The 12,218-nt window shown below is 42.2% G+C and carries 11 protein-coding genes; 7 read left to right on the top strand and 4 right to left on the bottom strand.

Translation table 11 applies throughout. The features are described 5' to 3' along the window. Window positions 1–23: 23 nt before the first annotated feature. Together focA and ycaO are read right to left on the bottom strand one after the other, a co-directional pair. Window positions 24–881 carry a formate transporter FocA gene (focA, locus tag C5471_RS09610; RefSeq protein ID WP_133814538.1) on the bottom strand — a complete coding sequence of 286 codons (858 nt, stop codon included), beginning with the start codon at window positions 879–881 and terminating at the stop codon, window positions 24–26. A 325-nt stretch (window positions 882–1,206) separates the two neighbouring features. After that, window positions 1,207–2,970 carry a 30S ribosomal protein S12 methylthiotransferase accessory factor YcaO gene (gene ycaO / locus C5471_RS09615; RefSeq protein ID WP_133814539.1) on the bottom strand — a complete coding sequence of 588 codons (1,764 nt, stop codon included), beginning with the start codon at window positions 2,968–2,970 and terminating at the stop codon, window positions 1,207–1,209. A 138-nt stretch (window positions 2,971–3,108) separates the two neighbouring features. On the opposite strand from ycaO, the gene ansB reads away from it, so the two are divergent. The 7 genes from ansB to C5471_RS09650 all read left to right on the top strand — a co-directional run bounded on the left by ansB (window position 3,109) and on the right by C5471_RS09650 (window position 10,349). Further along, window positions 3,109–4,152: an L-asparaginase 2 gene (ansB, locus tag C5471_RS09620; RefSeq protein WP_133814540.1), complete on the top strand. Its 1,044-nt coding sequence runs from the start codon at window positions 3,109–3,111 to the stop codon at window positions 4,150–4,152. A 235-nt stretch (window positions 4,153–4,387) separates the two neighbouring features. Then, window positions 4,388–5,476 carry a 3-phosphoserine/phosphohydroxythreonine transaminase gene (gene serC, locus C5471_RS09625; protein ID WP_133814541.1) on the top strand — a complete coding sequence of 363 codons (1,089 nt, stop codon included), beginning with the start codon at window positions 4,388–4,390 and terminating at the stop codon, window positions 5,474–5,476. Between the two features lie 123 nt (window positions 5,477–5,599). Further along, a complete protein-coding gene (gene aroA / locus C5471_RS09630; protein WP_133814542.1) occupies window positions 5,600–6,886 on the top strand; it encodes a 3-phosphoshikimate 1-carboxyvinyltransferase in 1,287 nt (428 codons plus the stop codon). Window positions 6,887–7,065: 179 nt separating this feature from the next. Then, window positions 7,066–7,758 carry a (d)CMP kinase gene (cmk, locus tag C5471_RS09635; RefSeq protein ID WP_133814543.1) on the top strand — a complete coding sequence of 231 codons (693 nt, stop codon included), beginning with the start codon at window positions 7,066–7,068 and terminating at the stop codon, window positions 7,756–7,758. Between the two features lie 173 nt (window positions 7,759–7,931). Continuing rightward, a complete protein-coding gene (gene rpsA, locus C5471_RS09640; protein ID WP_133814544.1) occupies window positions 7,932–9,605 on the top strand; it encodes a 30S ribosomal protein S1 in 1,674 nt (557 codons plus the stop codon). Between the two features lie 70 nt (window positions 9,606–9,675). Next, window positions 9,676–9,960 (top strand): integration host factor subunit beta, encoded by a 285-nt coding sequence (ihfB, locus tag C5471_RS09645; protein WP_021325190.1) that lies wholly within the window; start codon window positions 9,676–9,678, stop codon window positions 9,958–9,960. Window positions 9,961–10,091: 131 nt separating this feature from the next. Next, window positions 10,092–10,349, top strand: a complete 258-nt coding sequence (locus C5471_RS09650; protein ID WP_207627280.1) for a HepT-like ribonuclease domain-containing protein — start codon at window positions 10,092–10,094, stop codon at window positions 10,347–10,349. Between the two features lie 37 nt (window positions 10,350–10,386). Here the strand turns inward: C5471_RS09650 and C5471_RS09655 are convergent, their stop codons facing one another. Continuing rightward, window positions 10,387–11,022, bottom strand: coding sequence for a LysE family translocator (locus tag C5471_RS09655; RefSeq protein WP_133814545.1), 636 nt, complete (start codon window positions 11,020–11,022; stop codon window positions 10,387–10,389). A gap of 4 nt (window positions 11,023–11,026) precedes the next feature. Further along, entirely contained in the window at window positions 11,027–11,839 is an 813-nt protein-coding gene (locus C5471_RS09660; protein ID WP_133814546.1) for a 2OG-Fe(II) oxygenase, read from the bottom strand. Between the last annotated feature and the right edge of the window lie 379 nt (window positions 11,840–12,218).

Below are 12,218 nucleotides of genomic sequence, written 5' to 3' on the forward strand. Positions count from 1 at the left end.
GAGAAACCCGGCGAGGGAGCGAATTAATGTTTTTGCTCACTACGCAGATAAATTAACCAGTAAGTCAAACCCACCAAAATTGCGCCACCGATAATATTACCGATAGTGACCGGAATTAAATTGTTGGTAATAAAGTGTGAAATGGTGAGTTGAGAAAATTGTTCAGGTGTAGCACCCACATTGAACCAGAATTCAGTAGGTGCGAAATGCTTAATAACAATACCAAGCGGAATTAAAAACATGTTAGCAATACTGTGCTCAAAGCCGCTGGCAACAAACATACTCACAGGCAAAATCATGACAAATATTTTGTCCATTAAACTACGCCCGGCATAACTCATCCAAACGGCGAGACAAACCATCAGATTGGCGAGAATGCCTAAAGACAGGGCTTCAATAAACGTGTGGTGTACTTTATGGTCAGCCGTTTGTAGTACATTCAGGCCCCATAATCCGTTAGCGACATTATATTGACCGGCAAACCATATCACTGCGACAAAAAATAGCGCGCCAATCAAATTACCCAAATAAACGTTAATCCAGTTTTTAAACATTTGGTTCCAGGTTATCCGTCCGGTTGCTTTAGCAATAATGGTGAGCACAGTGGAAGTAAATAAGTCTGCGCCACAAACGACAACGAGCATTAATCCGAGGGAAAAACAGATCCCGCCAACTAATTTAGCTAACCCATAAGGGACAGAGGCGGTTCCTGTGGTGGCGGTAATATAAAAGACAAACGCAATAGAAATAAAAACCCCGGCAGTGATGGCTGATATATAAGTTATTGCAGGATGTTTGGTGGTTTTATAAACACCAATATCATCGGCGATTTGCGTCATTACAGCGGGTGGCAATAAGTTAAAAGGGTTGTCAGCTCGCATACTAACATTCTCTTTATTATTCATTAGTTATTGTACGTAATGATAGTAACAAAGGTGCTTGGCGCTAAATTTGATATAGATCATAATCCTCAGCGAGCAAACGCGGTTTTGATGGGATTGAATGGATAAAATGCTAATTAATTTATTGAGTTACGTTGATTAAATTTTTTTTAAATTTTATTGTATTTTTTTATTTGCCAATTGAAAGGCAATTCAATAAGTAAAATTTCAGGTTAATTTGTTATTTATTTGTTGTTTTAAATAAGCTTAATTTAACCTGAATTCTACTTTTAATACTGAATCATCTTTTCAGCCAAATTGAATATTATTTGGTATTCCAGAAATGATATTTTGCTTTTTGCAATTTCTCATAAGCGGCTAATAAAGCCTGATGAGCAGACAGTGATTTTAAATCTGAATCGATTGACCACAGGCCATAAAAACATGTTTCACCCGCAACCGCTGCTGACGCTGCTTCAACAGCATCTTGCCCGTACATTTTTATGAATGCCTGGTAATATTGCGAAGGTTCTTTATCTGCTTCCAAAGTAAGTAAAAGCAGTGTTTGCAGACAGCGATAATAGTTAGCCCGTTCTATCGTAAAGACTGAGGCGTTAAAATCCTGAGTCCATTCTACCCAAATCAGCGCCTGTTCCAGGTCACCCGCTGCCAGTGCCAACATGGATTTCAATTCACCAATACGTAAATTGCTCCAGCCATTATCTTTACCAACCGCAATACCAAGCAGTTCACGGACACGGGTAAAATCGTCCAGACCTTCTTCATCTAATTGTTCAAGCAGTGCCAGATATTCCTCCGGTCGCCATTGACTATCCGGTAGCGCGAATAAAGTTTCCCGTAGATGGATCCCCATGGTGTTATTGGCAATATGCAAATCTTCCACAGGATAAATATCAGACATACCCGGTACCAGAATACGGCAGGCATAAACACCAAGGTGTTCGTAGTCAGCAATATAAACTTCCGCATCCAATTGTTTGAAAATAGCCATCAAGGTGGCAAATTCTTCTTCTGTAGTGCCGCTGAAATTCCAGTCAGCAAATGTATAATCAGCAGCTTGTTTGAATAGATCCCAACTGATTAATCCGCTCGAATCAATAAAGTGGGTTTCCAGATTAGTCTGTTCCGCAATTTCTTCATTATCGAAAGTGGGGGCATTGAACACATCCAGATCTTTCAGGCTGCGGCCCTGCAACAGTTCGGTAACTGTACGTTCCAGTGCCACACCAAATTCAGGATGAGCACCAAAAGAGGCGAAACAAGTACCATTATTGGGGTTAAACAGAACCACGCAAATAACCGGGAATTGCCCACCAAGAGAAGCGTCGTAACAATAGAGCGGGAAGCCTTCATCCTGTAATTTGTTAACTGCTTCAACAACCCCAGGATAACGATTCATTATTTCCTGGGGAATTTCTGGCAGGCTGATGCCTTCTGCGATAATCCGGTTTTTTACATAGCGTTCAAAAACTTCTGATAACCCCTGGACTCTGGCTTCATTAACTGTATTGCCTGCTGACATACCATTGGAAACATAAAGATTGCCAATAATATTCATTGGAATATAAACGGTATGATGATCGGATTGACGGGTAAACGGCAGTGAGCAGATTCCTCGCTCTTCATTACCTGATTGCAAATCAACTAACTGACTTGCACATAAATCATTCTCAGGATCGTAAAACTGACGTAACCGGGCATCCAGAATGCCTTCTGGCAGGGAATCATCATCTGGTAAAGCAAACCATTTTTCATTGGGATAATGAACAAAATCACCGTTAGCGATAGCGTGTCCTAAGTAGAAATCAGCAAAAAAATAGTTGGTTGACAAACGTTCAAAATACTCCCCTAAAGCAGAAGCTAGAGCGGCTTTCTTACTTGCCCCTTTGCCGTTGGTGAAACATAAAGGGCAGTCGCGGTCACGGATATGCACTGACCAGACATGAGGAACCGGATTCAGCCAAGAGGCTTCTTCGATATTAAAGCCAAGATGTTGCAGTTTTTGCTGAAAGATATTGATCGAATCTTCCAGTGCGGCGTCTTTGCCGGGAATGAAGGTTTGCGTCATGATATTCACTTATGAGAGCCCATTACAAAACACTCATCATACGAGTTTTTTTTCAGTAGCTAAAGTCTAGTATACATCACAGATTTATTGATATCATTGTTCATAATCAAACAGGATATTTTTTCTTAAGGAAGCGGCATGAAAAAGATGAAACACACAGCTTTAGCAAGTTTATTAGCATTAATCAGCGGTTCTGCATTTGCTTTGCCAAATATTACTCTTTTGGCAACAGGAGGAACGATTGCAGGTGGAGGGAAATCTGCCACTGAATCCACCTATGTTGCTGGAAAAGTAGGGATTGATGTATTAGTCAACGCTGTTCCTGAGATCAAAGATATCGCTAACCTGAAAGGTGAGCAGGTGGTGAGTATTGGCTCGCAGGATATGAATGATCAGGTGTGGCTAACCTTGGCGAAAAAAATCAATGCTGAGTGCGACAAAACCGATGGTTTTGTTATCACACATGGCACAGATACGATGGAAGAAACGGCTTATTTCCTCGATCTGACGACCCAATGTCAAAAACCGATTGTCATGGTTGGCGCAATGCGTCCATCTACGGCGCTGGGTGCTGATGGCCCGTTAAACCTGCACAACGCTGTGGTCGTTGCGGGAGATAAAGCATCAGCCAAGCGTGGCGTGTTAATGGCTATGAATGATACGGTCATCAGTGGGCGTACCGTGGTGAAAATGAGTACCACTGAAGTTCAGGCATTCCAGCCAATTAATGCCGGGGCGGAAGGCTTTGTTCATAATGGTAAGGTCAATTATTACGCTGAAGCTAAACCGAGAGCGGATAAGGCTATTTTTGATGTCAGTAAACTGGATAAGCTGCCAAAAGTTGGGATTGTTTATAACTATGCTAATGCTTCTGATCTGCCAGCGAAAGCTTTGCTAAATGATGGTTACCAAGGGATTATCAGCGCTGGTGTGGGTAACGGTAATATGTACAAAACGATTTTTGATACCCTCGCTCAGGCTGCTAAAGATGGGGTTGTGGTCGTGAGATCAAGCCGTGTACCGGTGGGCTATGTCACCCAGGATGCGGAAGTGGATGATAGCAAATATGGTTTTGTCGCGTCTGAACGTCTGAATCCGCAAAAAGCCAGAGTGCTTTTACAATTAGCACTGACTAAAACGCATAATCCGGTAAAAATTCACGAAATGTTTGTTAAATATTGAGTTATCGTTCCCTGATTATTGGGGAGATAAAAGTTAAGTGCGGGCGCTGTAAAATACAGCGCCTTGAATACGTTGTTTTCCCATCAAACTCTCATTATGTTGTCAACACACGTTATTTTCTGCTTATCTTTGTTTAATATCCAATAACCGTTGCAGCGACGAAATGGGAATGATACAACCGATATATCGGGTTCTTGTTGTTATCATTATTATTTCGTCAAATAGGGTGAGGTAAATGAGTCAGGTATATAATTTCAGTGCAGGCCCAGCAATGTTACCGGTTGAAGTATTGCGCAGAGCAGAACAGGAACTTTGTAACTGGCATGGTATCGGGACTTCGATTATGGAAGTCAGTCACCGTAGTAAAGAATTTATTGCTGTAGCAAAGGAAGCAGAACAGGATCTACGGGATTTATTATCAGTGCCTGAAAATTATAAGGTATTGTTTTGCCACGGTGGTGCCCGCGGTCAATTTGCCGCTGTTCCAATGAACTTGCTGGGTGACAAGGTTAAGGCGGATTATATTGATGGCGGTTACTGGGCTGAATGTGCAGTCAAAGAAGCAAAAAAATATTGCACGCCGAATGTGATTAATATCAAAACCGACATTAATGGTTTGAAAGGTGTCAAACCAATGAGCGAATGGTCATTAAGCAATGATGCGGCTTATGTTCATTATTGCCCGAATGAAACTATTGACGGTATCGCAATTCATGAAAAGCCGGATTTTAATGATAATCAAGTTATTATTGCGGATTACTCTTCCTCTATTCTTTCAGGGCCGTTGGATGTTAGCTGTTACAGTATGATTTATGCTGGAGCGCAGAAAAATATTGGTCCGGCGGGGCTCACACTGGTTATTGTTCGTGAAGATTTATTAGGTAAAGCTCGTAAAGAAACCCCGTCGATTTTTGACTATACCGTTCTGGCGGCGTGTGACTCCATGTTCAACACACCGCCAACTTTTGCTTGGTATCTCTCCGGCTTGGTTTTCAAGTGGCTGAAAGCGCAAGGTGGGGTACAAGAAATGGCAAAACGTAACCAAGCCAAAGCCGGGCTGCTTTATCATGCCATTGATAACAGTGAGTTCTATCGCAACCAGATTGCCCCTGAAAATCGTTCCCTGATGAATGTACCGTTCCAGATGGCAGATGCTTCACTGGACAACAAATTTCTGGCGGAAGCAGAGGCTCAAGGTTTGCAGGCACTGAAAGGACACCGTGTTTCCGGCGGTATGCGTGCTTCTATTTATAATGCTATGCCGATAGAAGGGGTTCAGGCTTTGGTTGATTTTATGGCTGATTTTGAGCGCCGTAACGGCTAACTTGCCAACCATGACCGGGAGCAAATGTTCCCGGAATATTCAGGGTTAAGGAAATATTTCCTCAAACATAAAAATAACTCACTTATACTTAAATTTAATTGAGAATCGGAGATCCTGTTATTTATGCAATCCCTGACGCTACAACCTATTTTCTCCATTAATGGAACTATTAACCTGCCAGGGTCAAAAAGTGTTTCCAACCGCGCACTATTGCTGGCGGCTTTCGCCAAAGGCACGACTTGTCTAACTAACTTGCTGGATAGTGATGATATTCGCCATATGCTCAATGCGTTGACGGCATTGGGGGTCAGCTATCGTTTGTCTGATGATCGTACCTGTTGTGAAGTTGACGGTATGGGTGGGGTGATTACCGGCAAAGGGCCGGTAGAACTGTTTCTTGGCAATGCCGGCACCGCAATGCGCCCATTAGCGGCGGCTTTATGCCTTGGCAAAAATGACGTCATTCTTACTGGCGAACCCCGGATGAAAGAGCGCCCAATTGGTCATCTTGTGGATGCTTTACGTCAGGGGGGCGCAGAAATTGATTATCTGGAGCAGGAAAATTATCCGCCGTTACACATTAAAGGCGGCTTTATTGGCGGTAAATTAACCGTAGATGGCCGTGTTTCCAGTCAGTTTCTGACTGCGTTGCTCATGACCGCGCCATTGGCAGAAAATGATTCTGAAATTCATATTCAGGGTGAATTGGTTTCCAAACCTTATATTGATATCACTCTGGCACTAATGAAAAGTTTTGGAATTACCGTCAGTCACGATCAATATCAGGTTTTCCACATTAAAGGCCAGCAGAAATACCATTCTCCGGGCCACTATCTGGTTGAAGGTGATGCATCTTCTGCTTCCTATTTTCTGGCGGCGGCGGCAATCAAAGGTGGCCGTGTGCGTGTGACTGGAATTGGTAAAAACAGCCTTCAGGGGGATACCAAATTTGCCAATGTACTGGAAAGAATGGGGGCGAAAATTCGCTGGGGTGATGACTTCGTTGAATGTGAACGTGGTACCCTGACTGGTATTGATATGGATATGAATGCGATCCCCGATGCTGCGATGACAATCGCCACGACCGCGCTGTTTGCGCAAGGGGAAACGGTTATTCGCAATATATACAACTGGCGGGTGAAAGAGACAGACCGGCTCCATGCAATGGCGACTGAATTGCGTAAAGTGGGTGCGGAGGTAGAAGAAGGGGAAGATTACATCCGGATTATGCCGCCACAAAGATTACTACCTGCTGAAATTGGCACCTATAATGATCACCGGATGGCAATGTGTTTCTCACTGGTGGCTCTGTCTGATACACCGGTTACTATCCTCGATCCAGGTTGTACAGCAAAAACCTTCCCCGATTATTTCAATCAATTGGAAAGATTAAGCCAGCGAAAGTCATAACTGGCGATAATTATGACTCAATAAAGCGTATTTCTTTGATCAAAACCTACTTGCCGTAGAATCCGCTTATTTAGCTTCCCCTTTGAAGGCGTATAATAAGCTACAGATATTGATTGTTTTATTGAGTAAATATTCAGCATCCGGCGAAAATGAATTCGCCATGCGAAAGGAGAACAATAATGGTGGCGATAGCCCCAGTAGTAACTGTTGATGGGCCAAGTGGCGCGGGTAAAGGCACTTTATGTCAGGCACTGGCGAAAGCTTTAGGCTGGCAACTGCTTGATTCAGGTGCTATTTATCGGGTGTTGGCGCTGGCGGCGATTCATCATCAGGTGGATATTCAGTGTGAAGACGCGTTAGTTCCGTTGGCAGCTAATCTTGATGTCCGTTTTGTCCCGGAAAAAGGCAAGTTAAGCGTGATACTTGAGGGTGAAGACGTCAGCAATGAAATTCGTACCGAAACGGTGGGAAATACCGCCTCACAGGCAGCGGCTTTTCCACGGGTGCGTGAGGCATTGTTACGGCGTCAGCGTGCTTTTCGCATTGCTCCGGGTCTGATTGCTGATGGCCGAGATATGGGAACGGTGGTGTTTTCTGATGCACCGGTGAAAATATTCCTTGATGCCAGCGCCGAAGAACGAGCGCGCAGACGTATGCTACAGTTGCAGGAAAAGGGCTTTAGTGTTAACTTTGAACGTCTTTTATCCGAGATACAGGAACGTGATTATCGCGACCGTAACCGGACAGTTGCACCGTTAGCGCCTGCTGAAGACGCATTAATATTGGATTCAACCAGTATGTCTATCGAAGAAGTTATCGATAAAGCGCTAAATTATGTGAAAAAAACGCTTACATTACCTGAGCAATTTTAAGTTTTTAGCTTATAATTGCTGGTGATGTACTGAAAATTGGGAATGTGGGCTAATAAAGTTTTCCCACAAACCAAACAACCTTGTCACAAGGAAATAGTGACAGGGCATGTAAAACAACCCCATTCGGCGGGAAGCTAAATGGACGTTAAATTGAAATTTTGAAGATCATTAACATGACAGAATCTTTTGCTCAACTCTTTGAAGAATCCCTGCTATCTATTGAAACTCGTCCAGGTGCTATCGTTCGCGGCATCGTTGTTGCTATTGATAAAGATGTCGTATTGGTTGACGCGGGTCTGAAATCAGAATCTGCTATTCCTGTAGAACAGTTCAAAAACGCTCAGGGTGAGCTGGAAATCCAGGTCGGTGATGAAATTGATGTTGCGCTAGACGCTGTTGAAGATGGTTTCGGTGAAACTGTTCTGTCCCGTGAGAAAGCAAAACGCCATGAAGCATGGCTGATGCTGGAAAAAGCTTACGAAGAAGCAGAAACTGTTACTGGCATCATCAACGGCAAAGTGAAGGGCGGCTTTACTGTCGAACTGAACGGTATCCGTGCATTCCTGCCTGGTTCTCTGGTTGATGTTCGTCCAGTTCGTGATACGACTCACCTGGAAGGTAAAGAGCTTGAGTTTAAAGTCATCAAACTGGATCAGAAACGCAACAACGTAGTTGTTTCCCGTCGTGCTGTTATCGAATCTGAAAACAGCGCAGAACGTGATCAACTGCTGGAAAATCTGCAAGAAGGCATGGAAGTTAAAGGTATCGTTAAGAACCTGACTGACTACGGTGCTTTTGTTGATCTGGGCGGCGTTGATGGCTTGCTGCACATTACTGATATGGCTTGGAAACGTGTTAAACACCCAAGTGAAATCGTCAATGTGGGCGATGAAATCGCAGTTAAAGTACTGAAATTCGACCGTGAGCGTACCCGTGTATCTCTGGGCTTGAAACAACTGGGCGAAGATCCATGGGTAGCAATCGCTAAACGTTACCCAGAAGGAACTAAACTGACAGGCCGTGTCACTAACCTGACTGACTACGGCTGCTTCGTAGAAATCGAAGAAGGCGTTGAAGGTCTGGTGCACGTTTCAGAAATGGACTGGACCAATAAAAACATCCACCCATCCAAAGTTGTTAATGTTGGTGACGTTGTGGAAGTTATGGTTCTGGATATTGACGAAGAACGCCGCCGTATCTCCCTGGGTCTGAAACAGTGTAAAGCTAACCCATGGCAGCTGTTTGCTGAAACTCACAACAAGAATGACCGTGTTGAAGGTAAAATCAAGTCTATCACTGACTTCGGTATCTTCATTGGTCTGGATGGCGGCATCGACGGCCTGGTTCACCTGTCTGACATCTCCTGGAACGTTACCGGTGAAGAAGCCGTTCGTGAATACAAAAAAGGCGACGAAATTGCTGCTGTTGTGTTGCAAGTTGACGCAGAGCGTGAGCGTATCTCCCTGGGCATCAAGCAACTGGCGGAAGATCCATTCAATAACTACCTGTCTGTAAACAAGAAAGGCGCTATTGTTAATGGTAAAGTTACTGCGGTTGATGCTAAAGGCGCCACAGTAGAACTGGCTGACGGCGTTGAAGGTTACCTGCGTGCATCAGAAGCTTCTCGTGACCGTGTTGAAGATGCAACTCTGGTTCTGAACGTTGGTGATGCAGTTGAAGCTAAATATACTGGTGTTGATCGCAAAAACCGTGTAATCAACTTGTCTGTTCGTGCTAAAGACGAAGCTGATGAAAAAGACGCTATTGCTTCTGTGAACAAGCAAGAAGATACAAACTTTGCTAACAACGCAATGGCTGAAGCTTTCAAAGCAGCTAAAGGCGAGTAGTTAAAGTTAATAACGGTGGATAACACATCACATTAGTGTTATCCAAGTACGGTAGTTTAGGGAGGTACTAATGACCAAGTCTGAATTAATCGAAAGACTTGCTGGCCAGCAATCTCATATTTCGGCCAAAACCGTTGAAGATGCAGTGAAAGAAATGCTTGACCATATGGCAATAACATTGGCAGATGGTGAGCGTATAGAGGTGCGCGGATTCGGCAGTTTTTCTCTTCACTACCGTGCCGCGCGCGTAGGTCGTAATCCTAAAACGGGTGATAAAGTGGAACTGGAAGGTAAATACGTTCCCCATTTTAAACCTGGCAAAGAGTTACGTGATCGCGTGAATATCTACGATTAAGTTTGAAGATAACAAGTTATTGCTTATTCTAAACAGCACCTTTGGGTGCTGTTTTAGATTGATAACAAAATAGCTGACCTTTTGGTCAGCGTATTGACCCGACGCCGGAAACCACTCTCTTTGACATTGGCGTGATCCGGCATATCCTCGAAGCCATCAAGCGAATCGACAGCTACACGGAAGACATGGACGAACTGGCGTTCCTAAACAACCGGTTGGTGCAGGACGCCGTGATCCGCAACTTCGAGATCATCGGTGAGGCCAGTAACAACATTGGGAAGCACTATCCCAATTTCGCCGTTGCTAACCCTGAATTGCCACTGTCGTTCGCTTACCAGCAAGTTTTAGAAGTAATGCCTAAGGATTTCCACGAAATTTCGTTTGATTAAAAACGTTATTCGAGCCTCAGGCATAGCATTTCCGGACTTAAGAAAATTTCAGATTGAATAACGTCATTGAATATGAAAAGAAATAGATTCCAAGTATAATCAAAATGACTCCACTGATATAATTAATAAACTTAATAACACGGTGGTTTAGCATTTTTCTAGAGAAAAATATAACCGCATTAATCAATGCTACCCAAAATATAACACCAATAATTGTACCTGATGCGCCAATAAATAAACTGTATTTACCTGATGTAATATTGTTGAGTTGTACACTTACAGATAACCAGAAAATAACATTGTACGGATTTAAGAGTGTTAACAATACACCATCAAAAAACTGTCTGTGGTAGGGCTTTCGTATGATATTCCTATTTTCTTCGTTTTTCTTATTTAGTAAACTGGTAATACCAAACCAAATGACGATTAACGCACCTAAAAAACCGAAAATAGGCATAAAAATAGTATTAGAAAATAATTGTAATACCCCAGCCCCTAAAAGTAACAAATAAATTATATCGGCAAAGCAAGCGCCTAAACCGAAAATTACAGCGTGAAGACAACTGATATTTAAGTGTCTGCGCATAATTTCTATATTTATAGGGCCAACGGGAGCCGCAGCTCCCAATCCTAAAAGAAAAAACGTTCCTAATGTACTTATTACATCAACCATATAATTAATTCCATAGCATGAGATGTTTATTTAGTGATAATCCAATGAAACTTTGTAACGATATTCTACACCCATCGGAAAAACTACGAATGGCATGGGGTTTCCTGGTATTTATTATGATCAAATCTCCTTGTTCTGGTTTAATAAGAATGGATGGAGGAAGAGTGCCTCGCCAATCATTTTCTGCATTATCTTCGATTAACTCGGTGATAGGAATCATAGGAACATCCCACAGTTCCAGCTCTCCTCCATTTACAGGCATTTTGATATATATATTCACCGAGAATTGCCCCAACAAATTGACAGATTGCTGTTGAAGGCCATCAAAATGAGGTTGTTTTTCAACCATAAAAGAGCGTTCAGGCCTTTTCATCACCCTGGCGATACCAACATGCATCTTTTTACCTTCGAAGTTTGCAATACTGGCTCCAAAGGACCATATTTCATCTAACTCTAAACGAAATTTATCGAAAGGGGACAACATGGGAGCACAGAAGTTTCTGACATTTCTTATTGCGGGTAACACGTTCTCAAAATATTTTTTATAACTGTCGCTATCTTTGGGTTTTCCAAACGTCGTGTTGTAAGATATACCAACTCTATCAACGCCATAATCCACAAAAATAGTTTTGCCTCCTTTTTTCAAATCATGTGCATGAAGTTCCAGATTTTCATGCGAGAGGAAAAAATCAGAGAGCTTGTCTGAAATAGGACTATCAACATATTTTTTTACATGAATTGCTAACGCTTCATCATTAAATAGTCTAGTGAGATCATTTTCTTGTAAAGAATCAGATATAATTATTTCATTTTTCATAAAAACCACCTTGTCTGTATTTAACATGATTTTTGATGATTTTCCACATGAAAATAGAATGGAAAGTGTAATATAGTCTTCTTCATGTTTAATCAATGCGATATTGTTCACAAAAATTAGATAGTGATTGATGTAATTCCTCCAAGTTAGTATCCAATAATAGAGATAATACCTGATGGTAATGATTTTTTATTTTGCATACGATACTTTACAGCATTTACTAATGATTTCAGAAACAAGATATTTAATGGTAATAATAAATGGATAATATAACTTATTGATAGCCTGGATTGCGTGTTTGTGTCTGTAGTACAAGTATGGGCTGGTAGTGTTTTTTATTCGATATCCGTACTGAATATAAAGATAAAAAATAATATGT

This window comes from Photorhabdus tasmaniensis (assembly GCF_011189505.1).
Classification (GTDB): Bacteria; Pseudomonadota; Gammaproteobacteria; order Enterobacterales; family Enterobacteriaceae; genus Photorhabdus; species Photorhabdus tasmaniensis.

What these genes read in the sequence shown, in the direction of transcription:
- focA (WP_133814538.1), bottom strand. Translation starts at nt 881, where the DNA reads ATGCGAGCTGACAACCCTTTTAACTTATTGCCACCCGCTGTAATGACG.
- ycaO (WP_133814539.1), bottom strand. Translation starts at nt 2,970, where the DNA reads ATGACGCAAACCTTCATTCCCGGCAAAGACGCCGCACTGGAAGATTCG.
- ansB (WP_133814540.1), top strand. Translation starts at nt 3,109, where the DNA reads ATGAAAAAGATGAAACACACAGCTTTAGCAAGTTTATTAGCATTAATC.
- serC (WP_133814541.1), top strand. Translation starts at nt 4,388, where the DNA reads ATGAGTCAGGTATATAATTTCAGTGCAGGCCCAGCAATGTTACCGGTT.
- aroA (WP_133814542.1), top strand. Translation starts at nt 5,600, where the DNA reads ATGCAATCCCTGACGCTACAACCTATTTTCTCCATTAATGGAACTATT.
- cmk (WP_133814543.1), top strand. Translation starts at nt 7,066, where the DNA reads ATGGTGGCGATAGCCCCAGTAGTAACTGTTGATGGGCCAAGTGGCGCG.
- rpsA (WP_133814544.1), top strand. Translation starts at nt 7,932, where the DNA reads ATGACAGAATCTTTTGCTCAACTCTTTGAAGAATCCCTGCTATCTATT.
- ihfB (WP_021325190.1), top strand. Translation starts at nt 9,676, where the DNA reads ATGACCAAGTCTGAATTAATCGAAAGACTTGCTGGCCAGCAATCTCAT.
- C5471_RS09655 (WP_133814545.1), bottom strand. Translation starts at nt 11,022, where the DNA reads ATGGTTGATGTAATAAGTACATTAGGAACGTTTTTTCTTTTAGGATTG.
- C5471_RS09660 (WP_133814546.1), bottom strand. Translation starts at nt 11,839, where the DNA reads ATGAAAAATGAAATAATTATATCTGATTCTTTACAAGAAAATGATCTC.